This window comes from bacterium (genome assembly GCA_021158245.1).
GTDB lineage: Bacteria > Zhuqueibacterota > QNDG01 > QNDG01 > QNDG01 > QNDG01.
Genome location: JAGGVB010000058.1, coordinates 75,556 through 102,345, shown reverse-complemented (window position 1 = coordinate 102,345; position 26,790 = coordinate 75,556). Strand labels below are relative to the sequence as shown.

Sequence of the window (26,790 nt, the reverse complement as noted above, 5' to 3'; positions counted from 1 at the left end):
GGATAGCCTGATTGGTTTATTCTTCTCTTTACATACAGTTCAAACAGTAAAAAATCTACACCTGACAGCAAAGCAGTACTTTTTTTGAAAAAGACTTGCTCTCCGCTTGAAATTACATACAGAAAGTTATTTTTTATTTAACATATTTTCTGAATGTAATAATAAACTCTGTCCAGTCCCCTCTTTTAAGTTCAAGTCTGCCGCTAAGCTGATCTTCAGCCAGGATTTTAACAAGTTTCAGGCCGAGTGAATCTGTGTGATAAACATCAAAGTCATCCGGGATGGGTTCTCCATTGTTTGCCACTGACAATTTAACAACTTCATCCTCAATCGAAGCAGTAACTTTCACAATACCTTTTCCCTGAAAATTCACAGGAAAAGCATACTTAAGGGCGTTGGTAACAAGTTCATTAACGATCAATCCGCATGGAATCATATGGTCAATATCAAGAGTAATATCATCAACATCATATTCAAGTACAACATTTTCATAATCAATTCTATATGTTTTAAATAGATCAACAGTCAATTTTCTCAGATATTCTCTTAAATTTATATCTGCCATTTCTTTTGAGACATACAAATTTTCGTGAATCGCTGCCATGGATTTAATTCTCTGCCTGCTTTCAATTAATACTTCCTTTGTCTTTTCATCGTCCAGTTTCCCAATCTGCAGGTTTAATAGGCTTGAAATAATGGCAAAATTATTCTTTACCCTGTGATGGACCTCTCTCAGCAGAGCGTCCTTATCCTTAAGTGCCTGAAAAAGTTTATCCTTTACATCTGTAAGCTCTGTAATATCAACTGCAATCTCAAGCCGCACATCCTTTCCGCCCGGCCATTTTATTATTCTGTCTGTAAGCAGATAGTTTCTCTTGAGCATTTTATTATAAAACTCCCAATGATATGGTTCTCCATGTTGCTTTAGGAGGATTTCATTAGTGCAGAATTCACACGGTTTATCTTTATTCTGGAATTCCTTGTAACACAATTTCCCTACAGAGTTACGTTTAAGTACATTCATTAAATGCTTGTTAACATACAGAACTTTATAAGTTTTGAGATCACTTACGTACACAGCACTATCCATACTGTCAAAAATGCTTAACAACTGTTCTCTTTCTATTACAAGGGCTTTTTCAGCAGCAAGTTTTTCCCTCTCCATCTTTTTAATAGCAATAGCCTTTTCAATTACTGCAGGGAGTAGGCTGAGGTATCCTTCATCAACATCCTTTACAACATAATCTGCCACACCTATCTTCATTGCTTCTACTGCAATTGCTTCACTCCCTTTACCTGTAACCATAATGATTGGCAGGTCAAGCCCTTTCTCCGACATTTTTTTCACTACTTCAAGCCCGTCATAAACAGGCATTTTGTGGTCAACAGTAACTGCATCATAATTATTCGCTTCTGCCATCATTAAACCCTGCTTACCGTCATAGACAAGATCAACATCAAATCCGTACCTCTCAAGGCATTTTTTAATCAGAGAAGCAGTAGCTTTGTCATCCTCTATACAAAGAACATAAATATTCTCTTTCTTACCCATTTTTATCATCCTTTATCCGGGGAATCTCTCCTGTGGAGAATATCTGACCCAACCTTTTTATTGTATCTTCAAAATCGTCACACCCTATTTGTTTTGTCATAAACAGATTACATCCGAGGTTATAACATCTTGATATTTCGTTCTTGTCATCTGTAGTGGAAAGGACAATTACCGGTATATGTCTGGTTCTCTTATCAGACCGCATAAATTTCAGTACCTGATACCCGTCCATTACAGGCATGTTTAAATCCAATATCAACACGATATCTCTTATATGTTCTTCTCCCTCAAATTCACCCTCGCCGAATAGGTAATCTAAAGCTCTTCTTCCATTATCAAGATGTACAATATTGTTTTTTAAACCTGACCTTTTTAAATTTTTTATTATTAGCCTTGCATGCCCGTAATTATCATCAACAATAAGTATTGTAGCTGCCGCCTGATTATTCATCATACTCCCGTTAAATCTCCGGATTTATCCGGATTTTTAGATATTGTGAAGAAAAATGTTGTACCCTGGCCAAGTTTCGATTCAACCCGGATTATGCCTCCATGTCTTTTTACAAGTGTCTGTACATATGCCATTCCCATTCCCTCACCCGGTTTATCCTGTTTTCCTGCGCGCCGAAAAATTGCAAACACCTTTTCCATATCTTTTTCTGCAATTCCCCGCCCGTTATCACAAATAGAAAATTTGTGGAATTTGGAATCCTCTTCATGGAGTATCTCAATCAATCCGGGCTTATCTGTATCCATAAATTTAACAGCATTGTCAAGAAGGTTGCCGAAAATCTGTTCAATTGATGTTTTGTCTGCAGTTATTTTTACAAGATTTTTTGTTTTAACAGTGATATTTTTCTCTGTGATCTGGTGTGACAACGTTTTTACAATTTCATCAACTACTGCTTTAATATTGACTTTTCTCCATGTTAATTCCCGTCTGCCGATACGGGACAAAGTAAGAATCGAACTTATAAATCGGTCCATTTTTTCAACAGAAGCCTCAATAAATTCAAGAGCTTCAGGTATATCTTCCTCATAAGCAAATTTAATTTCCCGGCTGCTTTTTTCATCAAGGGTTTCAATGGCCGCTTTAATTATGGGGTCAAGAACCTCAATACCTCTTTTAAGTTCTCTCGAGAAACCTTTCAGATTAACAAGAGGAGCTCTTAGGTCATGGGATACAATGTAAGCAAAACGTTTTATTTCTTCATTACTCTCTTTTAAAGATTCCATGTTTTGTCTAAGCGCTTCTTCTGCCTGTTTCTGTTTTGTAATATCCCTGACTATTCCTACTCCGTTCCACATACCTTTAATCATTACAGAAGAGAATGAAAGTGAAGCGGGAAATACATCACCATCCTTCCTGACACCCTGTATTTCAGTAACACGTTCATCAATCAATTCTGCTTTTTTATCTTTAAATCTATTTATCCCTGTACGAAAGACAGATCTGTATTTACTCATTATGATTAAATTAATAATATCCTCACCAAGAGCTTCTGTACTTTGATACCCGAAAATTCTCTCAGCAGCAGGATTCCAAAAAGTAATTCTGCTGTTCTCATCTATCATTATAATTGCATCCTGAGCAGAAGATGTAATAGAGCTTAAATTCTCCTCACTCTCCTTAAGCGCGTTTTCCGCTTCAACACGTTTTGTGACATCCTGCTTAACTGCAGCATAATTAATAATTTGTCCTTTGTTGTTTATGATCGGGAATATTGTGGCTTCCTCATGATATAACGATCCGTCCTTCCGTTTATTAATAAATACACCATTCCAGGCTTTGCCGCGTGTTATTGTATCCCACAGATCTTTGTAAAATGCATCATCCTGAATACCGGATTTTAATACTCTCGGATTCTCGCCAAGAGCTTCCTTTACAGTATAACCCGAGGTCTTTTCAAAAAAAGGATTCGCATAAACAATATTACCATCCAGGTCTGTAAGAACAATAGTATTCTTTGCCTGCTTGACAACTGAAGCAAGACGCAAAACCTCCTGCTCAGCCTCTTTTCTTCTTGTTATATCCTGAGAAACAAACAGATAGCCTGTAATCCATCCCTCATTATTACGGATAGCTGTACCAATCTGATTAACAATAATTTGTGAGCCGTCCTTTTTTACATACGTACACTCCCAGTCATCCTGATCATAACGTCGTATTCTTTCTGTAAAAAGTTCAAACCCTTTAACAAAATGCCCTGTTTCCCTAAAAAAATCTATTGACCGCGCTTCAAGCTCGTGCTCAATAAAAAGATTTGATACCATTATCTTTCCGGTCAAATCACTCTGATTATACCCAAGCATTCTTACGGTACCGGAATTAATTAATGTTATAACTCCATCAACATCAGTGGAAATAATTGAAATGTGGGTAGCTGAATCAAACACAGATTTCAGCTTTTTGTGAGCAGATTCAGCTATATTACGCGCTTCATCATTGGTAAGGCTTGTAAAATCATTTTTAAGTTTGTCAATAAATCCCTTATCAGAGAAATCTTTAGTCCCCGGAATAGTGCGGAATCCTCTGAATACTCTAAATCCCTGTTGGTCTATATACTCCTCAACTTTGTCAAGAATTGACAGAATATTATCCGAATAATTTGAACTATTCAGTTTTCTACTTTTTATTTCAAATATAAAACTGCTATCTTCTCCATTTTCCCCGATTAAAGCACTCAGCACTGCAGCACTATTCTTTTCAAGAGCCCTGTTAATAATTTCAGAAACAGCAGTAGCCAATCTTGTAGCAGTTATTGTTGAAAATCCCAGATCCTCTGCCAGTCTTATTATCCTTACTCTCTTTTCAGTCAGGGCAAGGGAATCCTCAATAATTATACTCCCAATCGTAATCACGTCTTCACCTTTAGTACAATGCATGAAGCATCATCTGTTTCCCTGCCGAATAAATCAACAATAGATTTAGCTGCAACATCAGCAGAATCAGTCAATAAACCCGGATACTGCCTCTCTGATATAAGATTATGGACTCCATCGGAATGCAGAATAACGATATCTCCTTCAGACAGGGAAACATCTCTTACAGCAGGAGTTCTGTATACTTCCCCTATAATTCCTCTAAAAGGAATAAAGTCAGTTTTGTTTTTACCAAATAGCTTTAAAGCCACGTCACCAAATGCAAGATATGACATGGAACCGGTATAAGTATTCACTTTGCAGAATCCTGCAACAGTACCGCGAAGGTGATCCTTTTTAAGCCTTTTATGGATAATTTCAGCAAGATGAACAAAATCATGATTGTAGTGTTCTCTTACAATGTCGACACATATTTCAGCACTTTCCCATGCCTCCTTACCATGCCCGAGCACATCAAAAAGAAAACAGTATATGCATTTTTCGGTTTTGATTACACAAGCAGCATCCCCGCTAAAGGGTTTTTCAAGTGGTCGTATGAAATAGCTGCATTCCACATTTATCATATTAGTTCCATTTCCTTACTGTAATTCGTGTCCCCTTTCCGGGCTCTGTATCAACTTCCATTTCGTCCATTATCCGGCGTACTGCAGAAAGCCCGATACCGAGGGTTCCTCTCGTGCTGAATCCGTCCTCAAACGCTTTTTCAATATCTTCAATACCGGGCCCTTTATCTTCAGCAATTACTTCAATTCCCTGAACTCCGTTATTGTCTATTTCAGAAAGATACAATTCACCTCCATTGCCATGCAAAAGCATATTCCTTGCAAGTTCGGAAACTGCTGTAGATATAAGTACACACTCGGTTTTTCTAAAGCCCCTCTCCCCTGCTAATGCCTGAGCCTCAAATATAGCATCTTTTACTGCTTCTTCCCTGTCAATTATTATTTGAATCATAGCATAGATTGTTTTCTCTATTATAAATCTTTATCTTCATCTCTCGCATCAATTTCAAGGTTTTCATTAACATTCTGCTGGCCCGAATCGCCAAATTCCGATTCCTCAGGGACATCATGATCTTCCTGCACTTCAATGAAATCTTCATCATCAGAAGGTGGCGTTAAATAGTCAATTGCCTCCTCAATAGAACGCTTTATTATAAGGCCTCTATAATTAACATCGGAATCTACCAAGGATGCCACAACACCGGGAGTAAAACCAGTAAGCACGACATCAGTTCCCATCAGAGCAATCATTCTATATGTTGATGAAATTAATTCAAACAGATGAGAATCAACCACTTCCACTCCGGAAAAATCCATAATAACTTTTTTTGCACCTGATCTGTTTATTTTTTGCAAAACAGCATTCTGTATATCCTCAACTACAGATAATGACATTTCAGTTTTAATCAATACTGTTAAACAGTTTTGATAGATATCCATGCTGATTCCGGATAACATTCTATCTGGCCCCATTTCAAACTCCCGAAGGATTTACTATCTTTTTTTAACGTCCTCTTTCTTTACAACCATATAACCGACTTTCTCAAATGCCAGCTCAAGAGCATCTTGCAGAGCTGATGTTGTAACAACATCTTCAATCTCAATACCAAGATTTACCATTGTCTCACTAATAGCCGGAGAAATACCTGAAATAATGCACTCACATCCCATTAATTTTGTTGCTTTGGTAATTTTTAGTAAATGATTTGCAACAGCACTGTCAACCGCCGCGACTCCAAGAACATCCAGGATTACCACTTTTGCCTTGTTGAACTGTATGCTTTCAAGCATATCTTCCATTAAAATCTGCGTTCTTCTTGAATCCAGAACACCAACAACAGGAACTATCAACATTTTGTCCCAGATAATGCCAATTGGTACTGCAAGTTCCATCTCTTCTTTTGTTCTCTGCTTTGCCATAATTTTCTCCTATTAATTAAATTAATTTCTTATCAGGACTTTTCATTCTCTGCATCTTTTAAAATATATTTTGAAAGAGGGCTTGTGTCAGCAAAGGTCATTCCCTCAATTAAAATTCCGCTGCATGACTCCTTTATGGATTCAACCAGTTCGGCCAGTCTGTTTTCTGCATCGCCTGTTTCTGGGTCATTACTGTCTGGTTTCCAATCCGAAAGGTCAAAACAAACATTTTTTATGCCATTTTCCGTTCCGGTTATAATTCTCTGTTTTAATTTATTGACTGATTTCTCATCTTCCGGACAGCCATTTCTCAATTCCACTCTTATTGTCCTTCCTTCAATAGAGAAAAGGAAACCTGGAATTGTAATAATTTCTCTTAATTGGCTTTCAAGAAGCTCTGAATTCATTGTCCTTGTTATACCTGCAGCGTGCTGATCATTATTTTCTTTTTTAAATATATCAAGAAATTTCTTATTTGGGAATACTCTGACAATGACCATATCATTTTCCCTTGCAATATGGCTGAGTTTTGGCATAACAACTTTGCTGTCATACGTATCTGACGTTCGTCCGAGAATAATAATATCCGGTTTCTGCTTAAAACATGTATCATAGAGAACTTTGACATTTTCAACTTCAACAATAGAATAATATTTTCTAAATACAGAATTTACCTGTTTTCTAAAGGCAATGTCTTCATCAGCTACTACCATTTTAGCATTAAGTGCTTTTACAATCCTTTCGATTTCAATAGAATCCTGCTTTATTCCCGAATTAGAAGTATTTTTATTTATCTTTTCAAGCAGCCCCAAAAGTTTTTGAGTCATTGAATCCGTATCTGTTGATTTTACAATGTATCCCGAAACCCCCATACCAATTATTTTCATTACCTCATCTCTATCATTGGAACCTGTGCACATTATAACAGGCAAATCGGCAATCTTTTCATTATCACGTATAGATTTCAGTACTTCAAATCCGTCCATTACAGGCATATTTACATCAAGGATAACAGTATTAAAATTTTCAGAAGTTAATTTTTTTAAAGCATTTTCACCATCTTCCGCTTCTTCAAATTCACACTCCGGATTTTCTCTTGATATGGCTTTTAAAATAAGCTTCCTGAACCCCGGTTCATCATCAACAATTAAAATTTTGCTTTGCAAACTCATTTTTTCAGCTCCCGATGCATTCGTTACTAAAATTCCATAGCCAATACATTCTTTAAAAAAACAATTTATTTGTAAGCAAAATTTATACCAGGCATTAATTATATATAGGCTTGAAAATAAAGGACTTAAGGCAAGTATAAACAATAATATTTTTACCAGGTAGTACTTTTTTAACTATGAGCACATAATTTTTATGTACTTATCTGAAGCAGCAGGAAAATGCAATTATTTTCTTAAAACATGATTTTGTCTTTTCGAGCGAAGCGAGAAATCTTATAACCGCAATAAAAACAATAGATTTCTCGTAGCTTCGCTTATCGAAATGGCCGTAATGGGTCTTTTTAGAATAGACCCCTTAATCATTCAGGCACAACATTAAAGTATAAATAAATACTGCTATTAAATGCACTAAACACACCAAGGCCGTTCTTGATATTTGTCAACGGCTCATTCAAATCACGGGAATCCTGCTTTTTTGATATGTACAAATCAAGATATTCCTTATTGACACGATAAACTTTAATACTGTATCTGCCGTAATAGGACACATTACTAAAACTTATTATATATTTGTTCATATTCGATGGGGCAGAAATAAATGCACCTCGTTTTCCACCGAAAAATTTTCCGCCTCCACTTATTTCGATTGGTTCAGGATTTGTTTCTAAATTTTTCATTACTACATAAAATAATGCTGATGGATCTTCAGTCCAGTTAATAATTAAAACATGTTTAGTAGAATCAATTTCAAAACCCGGATATACTGCCTCTGGAATATACAATGTATTTGATGTCATAGCTACATCTTTCGGGGGTGGGGGAACTTGGGTTATACCGGAGGCATTTTTACCAAAGCAATTCACATTAATTTCAAAAACATCACCTTCCTCTACCGTTAAATCAGTACCGTCGTAATAATAATATCCATCTTCATCTTTCAATTGAAGATCATAACGCATGCCATCTTTCATCAAATATACTTCTGCATCGTTAATCGGCGGTGCGATAGTATCTTCGCTGGACAGAGCAAGTGTACTTGTTATCCGAATATCTTCTACCGGCTCATTGGCGAAAATATAACCTTGAATAACCACTTGATCTGCCTCCGGAACCAGAGAAGCATCTTCTGTGCACCCAGTAACCATGAACAATGCTACCAAAGCTCCTAACATATAAATCTTTTTCATTTTAGCACCTTTAAATTATTATTCATTTCAATACAAATTTTAGAAAAATTTATTCTGCTCTTTAAATCCGTATAAATTTTTCACTTTAGTTTCATCTTAAAATAAACTGTTGGTGTAAATCCAAGCATCAGAGCATCAGTGATAGTAATGGGTGTTGTATCCAAATTATATTCACGATACCATACATTTTTATGATTGTATGCATTAAATACACTAATACCCATTTCAGTGGCTAATTTATTTGACTCAAACTTACGAGAAATGCTCAGATCTAGACGGTGATAATCCAGCAGTCGATTACTGTTCTTATCACTCACGTGTATATAACTTTCAGTTTCACCATTTAGCAAATCAAGGTAATATTGACTCTCTGGTGCAGTATAAGCCTTTCCGGAAGCAAACACCCATGTTGTAGAAAATGTCCATGGTCCCCAATTGTATTTTGCTACTATATTAACTTCGTGCCTGCGGTCGTGACTTGCAGGAAACGGTTTGCCGTTATTAAAAGCCGGAAACGTATGTTCCACTTTGCCAAGGGTATAACCAACCCAACCGGTTAGCTTGCCCCTCTTTTTCTGTGCTAAAAATTCCAGTCCCTTGGCTACGCCCGTACCTATAAAAAAACGATCATTATAGTTTGCTTTGCTATTATAACGACGGGAGAATTCAATGAGGTTATCAAGGTCTTTATAATAAGCGTCCGCACTAAAAACATAATGATTATTTTCATAACTTAATCCGCATATATAATGTTCTGCAAAGCTCGGTTTAAGATTATCATCTGCTAAGAACCAGAAATCAGTACTTCCTTCAGATACTTTCTCATTTATAATTCGATTAACAAACTGATGGTAATGTCCCCACGCGCCTTTTAGCTGTATTTTGTCTGTTAAAGGAATGTTAATAGAAGCACGCGGTTCAAGATACAACTTTCTGGCAGTTTCTTGATAATAAATGCTTCTAAGCCCAAGAGTTAATTCTGCTGATTTAACTTTCCATCTATCCTGTAAATAGAGAGAATACTGTAATGAATTATTTGCTTTATTTAATATCTCAGTTGTATCGTTTAGTGTTGCCAAATACTTGGAATCAAATTGAGAAGTTTCAAAACCAAAATTGAGAGTATGAGATTTAGTTACAAACCAGTCGGCATCTAAGCGAAAGGTTAGGTCATTAACAGTATTATCTTCTTTTGATGCGAAGGAAAAACCATGTACATTACTTACACTATCATCAACAACTGGTGTATTATCACTTAAATTTCGAGTCCTATCAAAATCACTGAAATATTTTGAATATGCTAATAGCATATCCGTATGAAAACGATCCTGCCATTGTCTGGACCATTTACCGGAGAAACCCATGTTTCCCCATCTTGTATAGTCTGTTGTTTTAAGTGTTGTACTTTCCTCCGTACCACTGAATTTAAGTGGCATATTGCTATAATCCTGTGATTTATCTAAATTATCTTTACCGCTATAAATACTAAAATTGATAATATCTTTTGATGAAAGGTTCAAAGTCAGTTTACTGTTAAAATCATAAAAATAAAAACTTGGTAGAAACTCTGCTGATTGTGCACCAGCTCGGCCGCCTTTCCTGCTCACTTGGCCTCCAACAATACCGCCTGAGTCATCACCGGTCACAAAGCCATAAATATTATCATACAAAGAACTTCTGATAAAATCTGTATAAGAACGTCTGCCTGCTATTAAAAAAGTACCTTTATTAAAAACCGGTGTTTCAAAGTAGGCATTTGCACTTAAAAGATTAGCCCCGAAACCAAATTGCCGTTTATTTTTATTTCCGGTTTTACCGGTTAGATTAATAACACTTGAAAGTCTGCCGCCATACTTTGCGGGGAAACCGCCTTTTATAAGCTGAATATCCTTAATTGCATCAGTATTAAATGCACTGAAAAAACCGAAAAAATGATCAACATGATAAATAGTCATGCCATCGAAAAGAATCAGGTTCTGATCCGGAGTACCTCCCCGGACATAAAGACCGGATTCACCCTCATTTGCTCCGCTAATACCTGGTAGAAGCTGCATCGTACGAAAAATATCTACTTCACCTATATTAGGCAGAGACGATAATTGCCTTGGTGAAAATGTAACTTGACTTACCTGCTTTGCAGAAACATCAAGCATTTCTGCCTGGGCAGTAACGGTTACTCCTTGTAATGCAATCACTGTCGGCTTCATTCCTATAATAAGCGGCGTAATACCGGCATATGTATTTTTTACTTCAATAATTTTTGAAATATATCCGATATAATTGACTTGTATAGAGCATTTGCCGATAGGCACATCTACCAGCACAAAATATCCATCGGTATTGGTCGTTGTACCTCTATTAGTACCTTTTAATCTTATATTGGCATAGGGTAATGCCTCTCCGCTCTTTGCATCTATAACATACCCTTTAATATCGCTCTTGTTTAAACTTTTTTCAGCAAATGCTATGCTGCTAAAGAACAAAGTTAAAAGTAATATCGTGCAAATGTACGGTATAATATTATTTTTATTTTGAATCATTATTTCTCCAATCGATTTTACAACCATTATAGATTATTTGTAAATATTGTGACATACAAATTCAACCAATTGTAAATTTCTATTCCACTTCTCATGCCCCAATCTGCAGTTTCCGTACCATATAATTTAATTCACAGCATTCCCTGTTAAAATTAGTTTCATCCAAATTTCCTGCTTTTCAAAATTTTCATATCCAGGCGTCCTTTGTTCACTTCGCATCCCTCTGCCTCTACCCATACCACGTCCGCCACCCATTCTTCCGCCTCTTGTTGTTGAGCCGCCCTTTTGTTCCTTCAATTGACCAAAATTTCCGGAACTCATCCCTCCGAATTCCATACAAATACTCATCTCATCACCTGGTTTTGCACTTATTGGTATCGGCATTCTAATCTCAAAACAAAAAACTCCATTATGATTTGCTGAACCGGCAGATGGCCCCTGCGCCTGATTTTCAGCCATTTCTGATTTTTCTTCATCCTTGATGACAATAATTTTCCCAGGGCCGGGTAAAGTGCTTCTTAATCTTTTCGTCAGCCTATCCATTCTTCCGTTCTTTTCTGATGACATTATTTGTGAGGTCCCCATTTCAGACATGGATTCTAAAAATAGATTAACACTTCCGGCATATTGTATACCATATTCTTTACTCTTTTTTCCGTTCGTATCTAACCAGCATGTAATACCCGCTCTTTGAATTCTCCGTGCAAGTCTTTGATCTGTAAATCTGAACATCAGGTAAATATTCTCAGCATCATTAACTGAGCCCATAACAAAATTCTGCGTTTCAAAATATTGTAAATTAACACCTTCCCAATCAGAATAATTGCCGTCAATTTTCATTGGTTTATCTGTCCATTGATTATTTAACTCTTTGAAATTACAGCCGGTAATCATGATAAATCCTAATGTCAGTACTAATAATGATAATTGTTTTTTCATTTTTCGGTCCCCGTTGTGACAAGCAGTAACGATCATCCTTATCCACCTTGTTTTATTTGCATCAAATCAATAATATTAATTAGAACGATTTATACAGTTAATTTCTTCAAAATATATTACACTTCGACACTTATTATAAATCTGTAAAATGTCTATAATCCCCGTAATGGCTTTCTCCTTTAATAAAAATAGCGGACATGGTTTCAACTGTCATCACCACACCCGCTATTCATTTCAAAATCAAACAAAAAGACTTCAATTAATTACCTTCTGCGTCCTCTGCCCTTCATACATCCTTTACCCATTCTGTTGTGCATACTGTCAAAAACAACTCTCTGTTCCTCGGTAAGCAATGCTCTTACTTCCTGTCTGTGAGATTCGCCCATTTTCATCATCCTGGTCCTTAGAGAGCCGATATCTTCAATAACCTTATTGATTTCCGATGTATTAAGTTTGTCAGCAGTCCGGAGAGTATTTAGCCTTGCCCGTTTTTCAGCAATTTGATTTCTGATATTCAAACCGTCTTTCATAAATTTGGTCCTCAGAGTTTCAATCTTTTTCTGCTGGTCTTCAGTTAAATTCGGCAGCATATTGTGATGCATGCCCATGCTCTTGTGCATTCCGGGCTCACGCTGCTGCCCTTCCATTCTCATACCCATAGGTTTCTGTGCCATCACACTTGCGGCAAACGCCAGTAATCCGATTGTTAATACAGTTATACGTCTCATTGTTCTTTCTCCTTTTTCGTTTATCTTTGTCTTTTCCCGTTTTTCCTGCCATGGTGCATATTATTGTTACGTGTATCGCGATATCCGTTATTTGAAAATCTTTTTGAAGACCTGTCAACAAGCTCCTGAAGAACTCTTCGCTGTCTGTTATTACATACCTTTGTTAAAGCTTCAAAATGCTGAGCTATAAATTTTTCTCTCAGGCCTGAAAAGTACCCTATTTTCCTTGCAAACATTCCTATTTTCGCAGTATCCGGATTCTCCTTGAAAATCTCATTAAAAAGATTTTTTCTCAAAGGCCTGATATCATCATTTAAGTGCCGTATCTGATTAAAATGATCTCTTCTCATTTTCTCAAATTCAGCGATTTGAGAGGGATTAAGGTTAAGCCTGTCACATAAAAAATCCATTACCTTCGGTTTTCTGTCAGGCCCTGCCATCACAGGATGCGGTACAGGGATATCCTTTTTATAAAGAGTATACCACAATGCTGATAATGAAACAATATTTGCAACAACAAGAAAAATAAACAGGCCGGTATAGAACTTTTTCTTATTTGACGATGCCATTCTGCTCCCCTCCCTGCTGTATATTTATATCCAGTAATTCCGTATTATTTAATGCCAGATTATACTCATCTGCAAAATTTTTCTGAGCAGTTACAACAGAATCCTGTTTAAATATGTAATATATTGTAAAAATATTCATTACTGCAAACAGAAGAAGAAAAGCCGGCCTGAGAAAGGAAACAAGAGAGCTGCTCTTTCTGACAGCCTCATCAGAACTATCCATTCTAGCTTTGAGCCTGGTATAAAAGAAAGGATCCGCTGCAATAAGCTGAGGGCCTTCAAGAAGATTCATTGTCTTCTCAACCTCAATTGCAACTCTTTTATTTCTCAACTTTTCATCATTCATTTCTGTTTTCTCCTCTTTTCACTAATTTTGACGCTCTATGCATGAAAAACTTGCGCTCTTATAATAACTTTTTTTCATAAAGGTGCGATAAAATTCCCTTCAGATTCTTTGTGCTTCGATAAATCAGTGATTCAACCGAGCTTACGCTCTTGTTCATAATCTCAGCCACTTCTTTGTATGAATACCCCTGCAGTTTATTTAACACAATTGAGGTTTTCTGATCATCGGAAAGTTTGTTTATTGCCCTGTTTAAAATTTCTCTTCTCTCATTTTCCATTAGATCAAAATCAGGCCGTGATGCATCTGCCGGTTCGGCAATATTATCAGAATTATGCTCATAAAAAATCGTTGTGAGCTGATGGAATTTACCTCTTCTCTTTTTCTTCCTTAAAAAATCCAGGGACTTTGTAACAGCAATTCTGTAAAGCCAGGTAGAAAGTTTTGAATCTCCGCGGAATTTACCTATAGAGCGATAAACTTCAATAAATACTTCCTGAGCAGTATCTTCCGCATCTCTTTTATTCTTCAGGAAACCATAACAAATACTTACAACCCTGTCCTGATTGGCTTCTACAAATTGTTTAAATGCCGTAGAATCCCCAGTCTTTAACAATTTTATCAGTTTAGCTTCCATAATCCTTCAGATTTTTTCATAATAAATTAAGCTCTTTATATTAAGACGTATAAAAAAGAAAAAACTTGTTCCTGAACATCTATTTCTTTGAAACTTTTAAAGAAAATAATAGTATAAGTTAATAATTATTGTTATTTTTTACAAATCTTTAATTTTACATTCATGACTCAGGAGGATTTATGAAAGCCTTTTCAGCAGTTATTGCCATAATGCTATTTGCCTCTCCTCTCCCTGGCCAAAAACTGATTTCAGGTTATGTAATTGACGCAAGCACAGGCAAGCCCCTTTCAAACACAAACATACAGATAGAAAACACCTATAAAGGCACAATAACAAACAGCGACGGCAAATTTAAGATAGAGATAAAAAAGCTGCCTGCAACCCTTAATGTAACATACATCGGGTATATTGCAAAAAAAATTACTGTAACAGAATCTTCACCTTCATCAATTACAGTTAAACTAAATCCTACGGTAATACAGCTCAAACCAATCACTGTATCTGATGAAGACCCTGCCGTAAATATCATGCGTAAAGTAATAAAACATAAAAAATCATGGCTTAAATCACTCAGCAGATACAGAGTAGACGCATATTCCAGGATATCACTTGAGAATGATACAAGTATTGTTTATATCGCGGAGAGTAATTCCAGATTATACTGGGATAAAAACAAAGGAGATAAAGAAGTCATTGTTTCAAAAAAAACATCGGCAAACATTAAAAATACGGAGAACTTCGCATTTGCATCAAATCTTCAGAATCTCTATGATGACAATATAGACGTAGCAGGTTTTAAAGTCATAGGAGTTACAAATCCAAAGGCATTAAAATATTACAATTTTTCCCTTACAAATTACAGATCATTTAACGGGAAGACAGTTTATGACATTGAAGTATCGCCAAAGTCAAAATTACAGCCGACATTTAAAGGCAGAATCAGCGTTGTTGATGAGGACTACGCCATAATTGATGTTGACCTTGTTCCTTCGGAATCAGTAATACTGCCTCCTCCTTTTCAGAATTTTGAAATTCACTATAAGCAGCAGTACAGAAAATTCGGCAGCCTGTTCTGGCTTCCCGTTGACATGCGCATGCACGGCTTAATTAAAATCGGTATGGTGGGGCTGAATTTTCCGAAAATTATCTACAATCAAATTTCAGTGTTTACTGAATACAGCGTTAATTCAGCTTTTCCCGACTCAATATTTAAATCCAAAAAACACATTATTGTGGATTCTCTGTCAATCAGAAAAAATATAATGACAACAACTCCCGTACCATTAACAATGGAGGAATCCTCTGCTTACAAAAACCTTGACAGCACAATGACATTAAACAAAGCATTTAAACCAACCGGATTCCTTGCAAAATATGTTGTTGTCAGTGCATCAAATGATGCAGGAAGTGCCAGTACCAGCGCAGACACAAAAAAGAAAAAACGAACATTATTATCCTATATAAATCCAAGGTTTCAATACAACAGAGTTACAGGTTTTGGCCCCGGGATTGGTATTTCTCTCTCAAAGAAACATGTAAAAATACTTGCATCGACAGATTACTATGCAGGGCTTAAAGAGTTTGCATGGTCAATCCGCGGTGCAGCAAAGCTTAAGAATCTTTCTGTGTCAGCAGACTGTTTTTCCGGCGCACAAAGCAGATTTTCAGCCTTGAACTATCCGGCATTTATAAACACCTACTCCTGTTTAATCGGAGAAACAGATTACAATGATTATTACAGAAACAAACGATTCAGAACATCTCTTAAATACTCTGTTTCAAAGATCCCTGCCAGTTTAAAAATAGGAGTCAACATTGAAACCCACTCTTCCCTCGAAGAAACCAGCACATTTACACTTACGGGCAAAGGAAAAATAAGCAGATTAAATCCTGCAATTGACGCGGGAAACTTACGATCAGTATATCTGAATCTCTCCCTCGGACATGATCTTATTCCATTTGCTCCTATCAGCCAGAACCGCATCTCATTTGAAATAGAACACTCATCACCCGATCTATTTTCAAGTGATTTTAATTTTACATCCTACAGGTTAAACGGAAATTTCAGGATCAATACATTCCTGCGCAGAAGAATGCTTGCGCCCTGTATTGATGTACAATTTACAGCAGGCACTTACAAAGGTACATTGCCATTGCAGAAAATGGGGAATATTGGAACATCAATCGGAGGATTTATGCCTTTTGGAGTGTTTAAAACTCTTAAAAACAGGCCGGTGGAAGGAGAAAAATATGCTGCTGTATTTGCCGAACACAACTTCAGGACAATTCCCTTTGAACTGCTCGGCCTTCACTCCCTTGCAAGAAAAGGCCTCGGAATAATTGTTTTCGGCGCCATAGGCAGAACATGGATGAGTAAAAAGGCGTTAACCTACACTCCGCTTCAGATAACAGATACCTACAGCGAATCAGGTATTTCCATAAACGGGCTATTCGGCATTGCAAGGATTGATTTTGCCGTGCCTCTTACGAGAAAGGGTTTTTATGTGGGATTTGGAATGGCAAGGATGTTTTGATAAACTACCCAAAAGCTGGGAACAAAGACTTTAATCTTTGTTAATGTTATGATATTTCCTTTATAGGGGCTGTGTCAAAAGTCCTAACCCTGTCATTGCGAGCGTCTTTTTGCGAAGCAGTCTCTTCAATTCGGGCTCAATTTCTGAGATTACTATGTCGCTTCGCTTCTTGTAATGACTTCAAATCGACTTTTGATACAGCCCCTAATTTATTTCTTATTTTTTCGAATATTATCTTGACATTTTAAATTTTATTATTATATTATAGCATCATGCATAAGAGCTGCTAAGCACCTGCATCACAACATTAAATTACATTTAACTGTATGTACAATTATACTGTAACCTCGCAGGCAAAAAGTACTGTTGCTGCTTTTTCTATTTTTGTCATGTTTATTTTTTTTACATGGCAGGCCGGAGCACATAACCCGGTTACAAACCGATTATTCCTGACCCTATGTGTGACCGTTTTTTCAACTTGGAAAAATCCGGCTGCTCTTTTTTTTCCCTCATTTTACTTCTTCTATGTTAAAAATTTAGAATCTAACCATAAAAAACAGGGGAGCTATTAATTATGTGCTCAAAAAACAAACTTATTGCACGTTTTTCCATAATCATTCTTTTTTTACCTGCAGTTGTATTATTCAGCCAGGATATTCAGGAAAAACTTCTCGAAGACCAGAAAACAAAAAATACAATGATTTTGGAACGCCTCGAAGATATTAAAGCCAATCCTCTAAACATCAATTCCGCTTCTGAAAAAACCATTAATGCCATACCATTTTTTGATAACATATCTGCACGCAAAATTATCAGGGAGCGTAAAAAAAACGGAGATTTTAAATCATTAAGCGATTTTCAAAGCCGCATGCATTTTGATACTGATTTTGTAAAATTAATATCTTCATATATTAGATTTGACAAAATGGAAAAGTCCACTCCTTTATCCGTGTCTTTCAGGAACAGATACATGCGGAAACTGGAAAAAGAGAAAGGATTCAGCACCAATAAATTCAAAGGGCCGCCTGTTTACACTTACAATCGTATGACATTATCAAAAGGGCCATTTTCTTCAAAGATACTTATCCATAAAGATCCGGGTGAAGCGTCCTATGCAGACCATTTTGTCGGGTATGCAGAGCTGCACATTAAAAAACACGGGCTTAAGATTATTGCAGGCAATTTTATTGCGGAAACAGGCCAGGGCCTTACATTATGGGGGCCTTACAGTCAGTACAAAGGAGCAAATTCCGTAAAAGCTGCAAAAAATCGTACATCAGGAATTTCAGGTTATGCATTATCAACAGAGTTCGGATACATGCAGGGTATTGCGCTTTCTCTTTATAATCGGCATTTCTCATTAACAGGATTTTATTCAAAAGCACACAAGGACGCTTCATTAAATAATGACTCAACAGTCAGCTCCTTTAAAAAATCAGGGCTTCACAGAACCGAGTACGAAATCAAAACAAAGGGCAATGCCTGTGAATCAAATATTTGTTTTTCAGCATCGTACATAAATAAAAATAATTCAGCGGGATTTACAATTATGCACGCACGTTTTTCGCCTCCTTTAAATCCCGAAATAAACGAAAGAAAGCAATTTGAATTTAAGGGGCAGAAACTTTTTGTGTACGGCGCCCATTGGGATATCGAGGTAAAGAATGTAAATTTATATGGAGAATTATCCGAATCTGATCCCGGATCATGCGCCATTGTTACAGGGGCAGCAACAAATATCGGGCTCTTAAAACTTGCTTTCGTTTACTACTATTTTTCAAAAAAATTTTACAGTCCTTACAGCTCTTTTATGTCAATATCTCCTGCAAAAAACAGGCAAGGTATCTATTGCGGCATGAAACGTAAATTCAGCAGGCGTATCTCTGCATCCTTTTATTTAGACTTTCACCATACTCCGTGGAGAACATACTTTATTCCTGTTCCATTTAATTCATCTGATATTTTTTCTCAGTGGGAATTAAAACTCTCACATAAAGTGAAAATTTTGTTAAGGTTTAACAAAAAAACAGGGGCAAGAGCAATAAAAGATACTCATTCTTCAGAGCCTTTAGTACATGTTGCTTCTACTTCGCTTTATAAATTTCGCTCTGGAATCAGCTATTCTCCGTCAAAAAAAATCAGATTCAGGGCGCGGTTCGAAGCAGTCCGTTTCTCGATAAACGGCTCTTATTATGAGTCTATAAAGCATGGTGAAAATGGTTTTCTCTTTTTTGCTGACGGCCTGATAAAGCCATTTCATAAATCATTTGTCAATTTAAGAGCCATAGTATTTGACACCGAATCATGGGATACACGCATTTATGAATTTGAGCGTGACCTTCCGGGTGTACTTTCAAATACCCCACTTTACAACAGAGGAGAAAGGATTTACATCATTTTTGCATTAAATCCTTTTAAATCTTTCAAACTGTCTGCAAAGTGGTCGCTTACATTTTATCCGGGCAGAACTTATTTAAGATCAGGATACAATATGATTTACGGAAACAAAATTAATAAAATAGGAGTTCAGGGAGATATCTATTTTTAAAGAAATATTCTACTTATTATTCTAACTTGCATTATTCACAAATCTAAAAAGTACAAGAAAAAGGTGGATTCCCGCCAGGAGCATGCGGGAATAACATGAGGAAGGGGTTTTATTCCTGAATAATAAAGGTTAATTCACAAATCATTATCATTAAAGAGTGTTCAGCTCATCAAGCTTCAATAAACGGCAGCCATTTGCCCTGGCAATATCATACTCCCGTTCGGTATTAAATCCCCAGGTTGCCAGAAAAAGATTCACGCCCAGATCTCTTACTGAAACAAGATGAAGTACCTTGTCGTCTATAAAACTCATATCGGAAAAATCAACAGCATGCTTCTTTGAAAATGTTACAAGGTGTTCCCTTTTTGAACGGGCATAATCTTTATCAAGGATATTTTCATGTTCAAAATAGTTTATCAGGTCATACTCTTTCAGCAGAATTTCTACAGACCTGACATCTTTTGATGTTGCTATTGCAAGAGTGTATTTTTCTGACAGCTTCGTTACAGCAGGAATCACGCCTGTAAAAGCAGGCAAAATTCCAACCCACGCTTCCGGATCATTTGTCTGCATATCGTACCTGACCTTATAAAATCTTTTTTGATAACTGTCAATTATATCCGGCGAACACGACTTTTTAAATTTATCAAAGTCTTCCTGGGTTTTAATTGTGTTAAAAACGTTTTGCTCAACAATCCTTAATATTACATAATAATCATGAGCAAAATTCCCGAGAGGCATTAATTCCCTGAACATTCTGCAGAATTCTTTTTCCCTTTCTTCAAACTCAAATACTGATTTTTCCGATAGTTTCGAAGATACAGGTAAGTCATGCTCAGAAACGAGTTCTATGTATGTATTGATTGAGGTCATTAATGAATCGTGATATGAGTTGCATATAACTCCGTCAAAATCAAATACTAACAACTTACTCATGCTCAAACTTCCTCCCTGGCCTCGTATGTTTGCATTCAAATCTTACGATAATGAGATTTTGTTTCCATGGATTCAATAATCATGTTATTGTGATTCAGGCTTCTTCGGAAGTGACAGCCTCTCAATACATTACTTATTCATCATTAAAATCCATCCCTCATCATGCTGCGCTATTTGCAGGAATGTACAGAGAAATCATAACTCCATTACTATTGCCCTGCTCAATTGCTGCAATTCCCTGATATCTTGTAACAAACGCAGATGCCACAGTCAGGCCAAATGCAGCATCAGGATGATTTTTGGAGAAATAAAAATTTTCTAACTCTACCGAAGGTATATCATCAGTTCCCCATTTGCATTCACACTGGATACTGATATGCAGATATTCGCTCTCAGGCTTTTCCTTTAGCTGATTTTCAAACCTTTTCGGAAGCCGGCCCATACTGCTCGAAATCTCTATCCCGCCCTGATATTTTACTTCTGCCGACAGATTTACAAGTAATGCAATCATGGCCTGCTGAATTAACGAATACCTGCTTTCAATCATCACAGGCTCTTCCGGGACAGAATACTTGACAGATATTCCTTCTACATTGAATTCTATGAGCTCAACAATATCTATTAATAGAGGAACCAGATTAAAAACTCTGGGAATTTCGGGCTTTTCATCGGCAAAATCATACCATGTTTCCACTAATAATTTAATACGTGACTCAAGTTCAACAGCAATTGAAGCAGCCTGTTGAACTGCGCTGTCAGGATCAGCTTTTTCCTGAATTCTCTTTAACCTGCTGTGAAGCATATCCAAAAAAGATTTTATCTGAGTTGAAAGTTTTAAACCAATATAACCTGACCCTGCAGCTCTCTGGGAGGAAAAAAGAGCTTCTGACAAATGCTCATTCTGGATTTTAAGATAGGTAAGTTCTAATTGTGTCTTTATTCTCGTAGAAATTTCGGAAAGATTAAAAGGCTTTGTTATAAAATCTTTAGCTCCCAATTCAAAACCGTGGAGTCTGTCTTCAACATCTGTTTTTGCCGTTAAAAAAACAATAGGTATATCTTTTGTTGTCTCTTCGGCTTTTAAAAGCTCGCAAACTTCGTATCCGTCAGTTCCGGGCATCATAACATCGAGCAGCACAAGATCGGGATGGTACTTAATAGCAGATTTGAATCCTTCAAATCCGTCTTCTGCTGTAAGTACATTATAGCCCTCTTTCTCAAGATAATGAGTTAAAAGACGAATATTGGCCGGTGTATCATCAACAGTTAAAATAGTCATATTCTCAGGCTTCATCATTAACTCCAAGCAGTTTATACTCTTTTACAATAGCAATTTGCAGAGATGCTATTTCATCCCACTTGCCTTCACGGCCGTAATCTTCTATCTGAGCACCAAGTTTGGAAAAAACAGGGAATCCGTATGATCCTGCTGTGCCTTTAAGAGAATGGCCGAATCTTATAACTTCATCAATATCCTTCTTTTCCATATCCTCATTAAATTTCTTTATCTTTTTAGACAGGTCATCAATGAAGAATTCTCTTAGTTCAGCCATAAGTGGGTCATCTGCAATCAAATTTGTCTGTTCCGTTTTTGATTCTTTTTCCTCCGGTACGCCGGGGTCTGCAAGGTATTTATTGAGGATATCCTGCAATTTGTCGCGATTTATAGGTTTTGACAGATAATCCGTACATCCTGCCTCAAGTGTCTTTTTCTTGTGTTCCTTCATTGCATGTGCAGTAAGCGCAATTATCGGCATATCCTTGTATTTCTCCATACTTCTAAGCTTGCGCGTTGCAGTAAAGCCATCCATTACAGGCATTTCCATATCCATAAGCACAATATCATAATCTTTCTTTTTAAGCATATCAAGAACCTGCTGGCCTGTACCTGCAAGGTCTACAGCATATCCCAACTGACTTAAAAGAAGCCGCATTAGTTTCTGCCCCGAAGGATCGTCCTCTGCAAGAAGAATTCTTACAGCCTCTTCCTCTTCCTGCATTGCTTTATCAATTGCCTCTCTGAGAGACGGCATAACAAGATTATTAAGCTGATTTAACAGTGTTTCAGGCGTTTCACTTGTTTTCTGTAAAAGAAGTGCATAATTTTCATTAAGCCGGGATCTGTCTCTTGAAGTAAGTTTTTTACCTGTATAAATAACAACTGGTATATCTTTTGTCTTTTCTGAAGATTTGATCTTTTTAAGAACCTCAAACCCGTCTACACCAGGCATTAAAAGATCCAGTATTACAAGTGCAATAGGATGCGGGCTTTCAAGATACTTTACTACATCATTCCCATTCTCAAAATTCTTCACAATTACACCCATGCTTTTAAGAAGTTTGCCGAAAAGCACGTGTACGGATTTGTCATCATCTACAACAAGGACTTCCTTATTTTTCTTATCACTCAGCCCTATGGACTTGTGTAAAGTATCAAGAAGGGCCTTCTCCTGTGCAGGCTTTTCAATATACTCCACTGCACCAAGGCTGTACGCCTTTTTCTGGTTTGAAAGTACGGAACATACTATGACCGGAATATCTTTGGTTAAAGTACTTGATTTAAGATTTCTAAGCACTTCCCACCCGTCCATCTTTCCAGGTAATAAAATTTCCAGAATAATAGCATCAGGCCTGTAGAATTTTGCCTTAAGAATTCCATCATCACCTGTTGTACTGCACTGCACTTCATAGCCGTCACGTTTAAGATATCTCTGAAGCAGTTCCATTGCACTGCCGTTATCTTCTATTAAAAGCACAAGCGGCTCTTTACGCTTCTTTTTTGTCTGTATACTTATCTGCTTTGTTTTTCCTTTTCCGGCACCTACAGCTTTTATTTGTGCCTTCTGCACTTTTTTAACAGGAACTCCGACTTTTTCCGAAATTATCCTTACAGGCACGCTAAAGTGGAATGTAGTCCCTTTTCCGAGGTCAGATTCAAACCAGATTTTGCCGCCTAACAGTTCAACCATCTGCTTGCTCAATGATAGGCCAAGGCCTGTTCCCCCAAACCGGCGTGTCATTGACGCATCAGCCTGAGTGAACGATTCAAATATAGCTTGATGTTTGTTCGGGGCTATTCCAATACCGGTATCTGATACATGTACTTCCAGCATACCTCTGGCATTCTTCTGTTTCCGTACATTTACACTAAACCCTATCTCCCCGTCTTCAGTAAATTTGACCGAATTGCCGAGGAGATTAACCATAATCTGACGAATCTTAAGACTGTCGCTTTCAATATACGGAAGATGTTCAGGTTCAGTCGAAACTTTAAACTTAAGCCCTTTGTCAAGAACTCTCGGCCTGAGCAGCTGTGAAACATTTTCAACAAGTTCGGATAAATTACACTCCACAACATCCACTTCCATACGCCCTGTTTCGACCTTTGCCAGATCAAGAATCTGGTTAATAATTTCCAGAAGGCTTTCACCGTTAAGCTTGATAGTCTTTGCGAAATCGACCAATTCTTCGGGCAGATTCTCCTGAAGCAGCAGATCGGAGAATCCTATAATGCTGTTCATAGGAGTCCTGATCTCATGACTCATATTGGCAAGAAATTCACTTTTTGCTCTGTTAGCCTGCTGTGCAAGTTCACTTGTTTTTCTTTCGCTTTCATATAATCTTGCATTCTCAAGTGCCATTGCAATCTGATCCGCAAGCATTTTCATTAAAGCGGAATCCTTTTCATTAAACGAATCACTCTTTTTACTCATTATGTGCAGAACTCCAAGCAGTTTATCCCCTTTCTTAATAGGGGCTGCTATTTCCGAACGAATACCTGCAATTAGCGGCTGCAGATCCTTTATTTTCTTAATATCATTTACAGTAACAACTTCACCGGATTTTGCAGCCTTCCATACAGCAGAGGAGTCTTTTTCCAAAATCCAGCCGTCATGGAATTTTTTACTTTCAATACCCGCATGAGCTCCAATTACCAGTTTATTCTCATCTTCATCTTTAACGAGAAGCAGTATTGTATCCTCTTTGAATTCATTTTGAATTGACTCTACAACATAAACGCTTAGTTCTTCCACGTCAAGAGTTGACACCATTTTTCGTGAAATCTCATTAATCAGAGAAAGCTGTCTTATCCTCCTCTTCTCTTCCTGCAGGAGCCGGGCATTCTCCATTGCAACTCCAGCCTGTCCTGCAAGAATTAAAAGAGTACGCATGTGGGATTCACTGAACTGATGCAGCCCTGTTTTAAGCAGTGCTATAACTCCCATTGTCTCGTTTTCATACTGCATAGGTACTGCAAGAACGGAATATGTCGGGACATTTTTGTTCTTCAGATACCTGGCCTTGGGGTGCTTTGTTATATCCCCCACCATTTCAGGTTTTCCACGGGAATAGACAAGGCCCACAATCCCTTCTCCGATTTTTAACTTTTTAACTTTATCGCTGTTTTTCTCTCCCTGTCTCTGGCCTGCAAATATCGGGATAAGATATTTTTTACTTTCATCAATCGAATATACAATACACTCATCATAGTCAATGAGTTTTTTGACACCGTCTCCGATTGCACGTGCAACATCTTCCGGCATAAGCATCCTGTTCAACTTGCCTGTTACTTCATTGATTGTCTCTATTGTCTCTATTGCTCTTCTCAATTCTTTATTAGTCTCTTCAAGTTCCTGATTTCTCTGTACAGCATTCTCAAAAGTTGAAAACAGAAGATCCAGAATCTGCATTCTGTCGGAAGTTATAAAATGTTTCTGCCCTGCAAAAATAATTTCTATACCCATTTCAGTAATTGAGTTCTTTCTAAGTTCCTGATTTGCAAGTATGTACTGAATTCTGGAAACAAGGAATTGTTCACTGTAGGGTTTTGTAACAAAATTGTCAGCTCCGCTGAGCAGACCTCTTATCACATCTCTCGGATCAAAAAGTTGTGTTAACAAGATTACAGGGACATATTGCAGCTGTTCATCGGCACGTATCTGGCGGCAGAATTCGTACCCGTCCATTTCAGGCATCAGAATGTCACTTATCACGATAGTCGGTTTACGTTTCCGCATCATTTCAAGGGCATCCTTGCCGTTCGTTGCCATATGTACCGTATAATTTCTCCGCTCAAGTATGTATTTTAAATGCATTGCCTGAGTCGGACTGTCTTCCACAACTAATATTTCAATATCGGCTTCAATTGGTCTTAAATCTTGCATTGACATAATATTTTCTCACTGATTAGTATGAGTTATAACTCTTTTTTTCTCTTTATCCCTGAATTCCGCATCATTATCTATCAACATTTTATTAAGTTCTTCAGCTATATCCGGGCACGGAAGCACCTTGTCAGCTGCGCCGAGAGCTACAGCTTCACCCGGCATTCCGAATACAATACAGCTATCCTCGTCCTGTGCAAAGGTAAGGGCCCCCTTATCATGCATTTCTTTTAATTCTGCAGCTCCGTCTCTACCCATCCCGGTTAATAAAACACCTACACCTGACATTCCGAATTCATCTCCTATAGATTTAAACAAATGAGCTACTGACGGGCAAAGCCGATCTCTGCTTTCTCCGCTTATCAGCTTTACTTTAAAATCTTTTGTTATCAGCATATGAAATCTGTCAGGAGCAAGATATGCTTTCCGAGGTAAAATATTTTCATTATTTTCAGCTATTTTCACATCGTACTTTGTTGTCTTTCCAAGCCAGTCTGCAAGCCCTGTAAGAAACCCCGGTGCAATGTGCTGAACAATTACTATTGGGACAGGAAAGTCTCTGTCTATGTTTGAAAGCAAACTCTGAAGTGCAAGAGGCCCACCTGTTGAAGATCCCACGGCAACTATTTTGTAAGTTTTCCGCCCGCTTCTTTTTTTATGCCCTGTATGCACATGATGCGAAGTAATAACCGTTTCTTTCTTTCTTAAACGTGCCCATCTCCTTACGACTTTGACACTTGACATTGCTTTTACGGTATCTATAAGCTGACGCAGGGAATCGTCACTGTCAGTATGAGAAAATCCTCTCGGTTTTTCCAGGGCTGCAACTGCTCCCGCTTCCATTGACCGAAAAGTTTTACTAACTTCAGTGGGATCCCAGCTTGCACTGCATATAACAATCGGGACAGGATTTGTTTCCATAATTTTTCTTGTAGCTTCAAATCCGTCCATTCCCGGCATGTGAATATCCATTGTAATAACATCAGGCTTTAATTCAGCAGCCTTTTCAACTGCTTCAAGCCCGTTACATGCAGTTCCCACAACAGTCAGTTCAGGATCATTGTTGAGTACATGTTCGAGATAACTTCTTATAACAGAGGAATCTTCTGTGACAAGAACTTTAATCATAGGTTTT

At 37.4% G+C, this 26,790-nt stretch carries 21 protein-coding genes; 2 read left to right on the top strand and 19 right to left on the bottom strand.

Annotated features, from left to right (window positions below):
* Nucleotides 1–133: 133 nt before the first annotated feature.
* From J7K93_03470 to J7K93_03400, 15 genes are all read right to left on the bottom strand, one after another.
* Complete coding sequence (locus tag J7K93_03470; GenBank protein ID MCD6116053.1) at nt 134–1,552, bottom strand: response regulator; 1,419 nt, start codon at nt 1,550–1,552, stop codon at nt 134–136.
* Nucleotides 1,545–2,006 carry a response regulator gene (locus J7K93_03465; protein ID MCD6116052.1) on the bottom strand — a complete coding sequence of 154 codons (462 nt, stop codon included), beginning with the start codon at nt 2,004–2,006 and terminating at the stop codon, nt 1,545–1,547. The genes J7K93_03470 and J7K93_03465 overlap by 8 nt, the downstream gene beginning before the upstream one ends.
* Nucleotides 2,003–4,438 carry a PAS domain-containing sensor histidine kinase gene (locus J7K93_03460; GenBank protein MCD6116051.1) on the bottom strand — a complete coding sequence of 812 codons (2,436 nt, stop codon included), beginning with the start codon at nt 4,436–4,438 and terminating at the stop codon, nt 2,003–2,005. The genes J7K93_03465 and J7K93_03460 overlap by 4 nt, the downstream gene beginning before the upstream one ends.
* On the bottom strand, nt 4,411–4,998 hold the full coding sequence (locus J7K93_03455; protein MCD6116050.1) for a SpoIIE family protein phosphatase: 588 nt from the start codon (nt 4,996–4,998) through the stop codon (nt 4,411–4,413). Before J7K93_03455 ends, J7K93_03460 begins: the two co-directional genes overlap by 28 nt.
* A 1-nt stretch (nt 4,999) precedes the next feature.
* Nucleotides 5,000–5,389 carry an anti-sigma regulatory factor gene (locus J7K93_03450; GenBank protein ID MCD6116049.1) on the bottom strand — a complete coding sequence of 130 codons (390 nt, stop codon included), beginning with the start codon at nt 5,387–5,389 and terminating at the stop codon, nt 5,000–5,002.
* A gap of 20 nt (nt 5,390–5,409) precedes the next feature.
* Nucleotides 5,410–5,910: an STAS domain-containing protein gene (locus J7K93_03445; GenBank protein ID MCD6116048.1), complete on the bottom strand. Its 501-nt coding sequence runs from the start codon at nt 5,908–5,910 to the stop codon at nt 5,410–5,412.
* Between the two features lie 21 nt (nt 5,911–5,931).
* Entirely contained in the window at nt 5,932–6,357 is a 426-nt protein-coding gene (locus tag J7K93_03440; GenBank protein ID MCD6116047.1) for an STAS domain-containing protein, read from the bottom strand.
* 32 nt (nt 6,358–6,389) lie between these two features.
* Nucleotides 6,390–7,529, bottom strand: coding sequence for a response regulator (locus J7K93_03435; protein MCD6116046.1), 1,140 nt, complete (start codon nt 7,527–7,529; stop codon nt 6,390–6,392).
* A gap of 359 nt (nt 7,530–7,888) precedes the next feature.
* Nucleotides 7,889–8,716, bottom strand: a complete 828-nt coding sequence (locus tag J7K93_03430) for a DUF4249 family protein (GenBank protein MCD6116045.1) — start codon at nt 8,714–8,716, stop codon at nt 7,889–7,891.
* Between the two features lie 80 nt (nt 8,717–8,796).
* On the bottom strand, nt 8,797–11,256 hold the full coding sequence (locus J7K93_03425) for a TonB-dependent receptor (protein ID MCD6116044.1): 2,460 nt from the start codon (nt 11,254–11,256) through the stop codon (nt 8,797–8,799).
* Nucleotides 11,257–11,382: 126 nt separating this feature from the next.
* Nucleotides 11,383–12,195 (bottom strand): hypothetical protein, encoded by an 813-nt coding sequence (locus tag J7K93_03420; protein ID MCD6116043.1) that lies wholly within the window; start codon nt 12,193–12,195, stop codon nt 11,383–11,385.
* 263 nt (nt 12,196–12,458) lie between these two features.
* Nucleotides 12,459–12,923: a periplasmic heavy metal sensor gene (locus J7K93_03415; protein MCD6116042.1), complete on the bottom strand. Its 465-nt coding sequence runs from the start codon at nt 12,921–12,923 to the stop codon at nt 12,459–12,461.
* Nucleotides 12,924–12,943: 20 nt separating this feature from the next.
* Nucleotides 12,944–13,492: a periplasmic heavy metal sensor gene (locus tag J7K93_03410; GenBank protein ID MCD6116041.1), complete on the bottom strand. Its 549-nt coding sequence runs from the start codon at nt 13,490–13,492 to the stop codon at nt 12,944–12,946.
* Nucleotides 13,476–13,838, bottom strand: coding sequence for a hypothetical protein (locus tag J7K93_03405; GenBank protein MCD6116040.1), 363 nt, complete (start codon nt 13,836–13,838; stop codon nt 13,476–13,478). Before J7K93_03405 ends, J7K93_03410 begins: the two co-directional genes overlap by 17 nt.
* A 58-nt stretch (nt 13,839–13,896) precedes the next feature.
* A complete protein-coding gene (locus J7K93_03400; protein MCD6116039.1) occupies nt 13,897–14,472 on the bottom strand; it encodes an RNA polymerase sigma factor in 576 nt (191 codons plus the stop codon).
* A gap of 179 nt (nt 14,473–14,651) precedes the next feature.
* On the opposite strand from J7K93_03400, the gene J7K93_03395 reads away from it, so the two are divergent.
* A complete protein-coding gene (locus J7K93_03395; protein ID MCD6116038.1) occupies nt 14,652–17,006 on the top strand; it encodes a carboxypeptidase-like regulatory domain-containing protein in 2,355 nt (784 codons plus the stop codon).
* 574 nt (nt 17,007–17,580) lie between these two features.
* Nucleotides 17,581–19,554, top strand: coding sequence for a helix-hairpin-helix domain-containing protein (locus J7K93_03390; GenBank protein ID MCD6116037.1), 1,974 nt, complete (start codon nt 17,581–17,583; stop codon nt 19,552–19,554).
* Nucleotides 19,555–19,704: 150 nt separating this feature from the next.
* Here the strand turns inward: J7K93_03390 and J7K93_03385 are convergent, their stop codons facing one another.
* The 4 genes from J7K93_03385 to cheB form a co-directional block, all read right to left on the bottom strand.
* On the bottom strand, nt 19,705–20,490 hold the full coding sequence (locus J7K93_03385; protein MCD6116036.1) for an HAD family hydrolase: 786 nt from the start codon (nt 20,488–20,490) through the stop codon (nt 19,705–19,707).
* 160 nt (nt 20,491–20,650) lie between these two features.
* Complete coding sequence (locus J7K93_03380; GenBank protein MCD6116035.1) at nt 20,651–21,787, bottom strand: response regulator; 1,137 nt, start codon at nt 21,785–21,787, stop codon at nt 20,651–20,653.
* Nucleotides 21,774–25,661 carry a response regulator gene (locus J7K93_03375; GenBank protein MCD6116034.1) on the bottom strand — a complete coding sequence of 1,296 codons (3,888 nt, stop codon included), beginning with the start codon at nt 25,659–25,661 and terminating at the stop codon, nt 21,774–21,776. Before J7K93_03375 ends, J7K93_03380 begins: the two co-directional genes overlap by 14 nt.
* 9 nt (nt 25,662–25,670) lie before the next feature.
* Entirely contained in the window at nt 25,671–26,783 is a 1,113-nt protein-coding gene (gene cheB, locus J7K93_03370; protein MCD6116033.1) for a chemotaxis-specific protein-glutamate methyltransferase CheB, read from the bottom strand.
* Nucleotides 26,784–26,790: the final 7 nt, after the last annotated feature.

What these genes read in the sequence shown, in the direction of transcription:
- J7K93_03375 (MCD6116034.1), bottom strand. Translation starts at nt 25,661, where the DNA reads ATGTCAATGCAAGATTTAAGACCAATTGAAGCCGATATTGAAATATTA.
- J7K93_03470 (MCD6116053.1), bottom strand. Translation starts at nt 1,552, where the DNA reads ATGGGTAAGAAAGAGAATATTTATGTTCTTTGTATAGAGGATGACAAA.
- J7K93_03395 (MCD6116038.1), top strand. Translation starts at nt 14,652, where the DNA reads ATGAAAGCCTTTTCAGCAGTTATTGCCATAATGCTATTTGCCTCTCCT.
- J7K93_03445 (MCD6116048.1), bottom strand. Translation starts at nt 5,910, where the DNA reads ATGGGGCCAGATAGAATGTTATCCGGAATCAGCATGGATATCTATCAA.
- J7K93_03450 (MCD6116049.1), bottom strand. Translation starts at nt 5,389, where the DNA reads ATGATTCAAATAATAATTGACAGGGAAGAAGCAGTAAAAGATGCTATA.
- J7K93_03435 (MCD6116046.1), bottom strand. Translation starts at nt 7,529, where the DNA reads ATGAGTTTGCAAAGCAAAATTTTAATTGTTGATGATGAACCGGGGTTC.
- J7K93_03400 (MCD6116039.1), bottom strand. Translation starts at nt 14,472, where the DNA reads ATGGAAGCTAAACTGATAAAATTGTTAAAGACTGGGGATTCTACGGCA.
- J7K93_03430 (MCD6116045.1), bottom strand. Translation starts at nt 8,716, where the DNA reads ATGAAAAAGATTTATATGTTAGGAGCTTTGGTAGCATTGTTCATGGTT.
- J7K93_03385 (MCD6116036.1), bottom strand. Translation starts at nt 20,490, where the DNA reads ATGAGTAAGTTGTTAGTATTTGATTTTGACGGAGTTATATGCAACTCA.
- J7K93_03405 (MCD6116040.1), bottom strand. Translation starts at nt 13,838, where the DNA reads ATGAATGATGAAAAGTTGAGAAATAAAAGAGTTGCAATTGAGGTTGAG.
- cheB (MCD6116033.1), bottom strand. Translation starts at nt 26,783, where the DNA reads ATGATTAAAGTTCTTGTCACAGAAGATTCCTCTGTTATAAGAAGTTAT.
- J7K93_03410 (MCD6116041.1), bottom strand. Translation starts at nt 13,492, where the DNA reads ATGGCATCGTCAAATAAGAAAAAGTTCTATACCGGCCTGTTTATTTTT.
- J7K93_03380 (MCD6116035.1), bottom strand. Translation starts at nt 21,787, where the DNA reads ATGATGAAGCCTGAGAATATGACTATTTTAACTGTTGATGATACACCG.
- J7K93_03415 (MCD6116042.1), bottom strand. Translation starts at nt 12,923, where the DNA reads ATGAGACGTATAACTGTATTAACAATCGGATTACTGGCGTTTGCCGCA.
- J7K93_03465 (MCD6116052.1), bottom strand. Translation starts at nt 2,006, where the DNA reads ATGATGAATAATCAGGCGGCAGCTACAATACTTATTGTTGATGATAAT.
- J7K93_03390 (MCD6116037.1), top strand. Translation starts at nt 17,581, where the DNA reads ATGTGCTCAAAAAACAAACTTATTGCACGTTTTTCCATAATCATTCTT.
- J7K93_03440 (MCD6116047.1), bottom strand. Translation starts at nt 6,357, where the DNA reads ATGGCAAAGCAGAGAACAAAAGAAGAGATGGAACTTGCAGTACCAATT.
- J7K93_03420 (MCD6116043.1), bottom strand. Translation starts at nt 12,195, where the DNA reads ATGAAAAAACAATTATCATTATTAGTACTGACATTAGGATTTATCATG.
- J7K93_03425 (MCD6116044.1), bottom strand. Translation starts at nt 11,256, where the DNA reads ATGATTCAAAATAAAAATAATATTATACCGTACATTTGCACGATATTA.
- J7K93_03455 (MCD6116050.1), bottom strand. Translation starts at nt 4,998, where the DNA reads ATGATAAATGTGGAATGCAGCTATTTCATACGACCACTTGAAAAACCC.
- J7K93_03460 (MCD6116051.1), bottom strand. Translation starts at nt 4,438, where the DNA reads ATGCATTGTACTAAAGGTGAAGACGTGATTACGATTGGGAGTATAATT.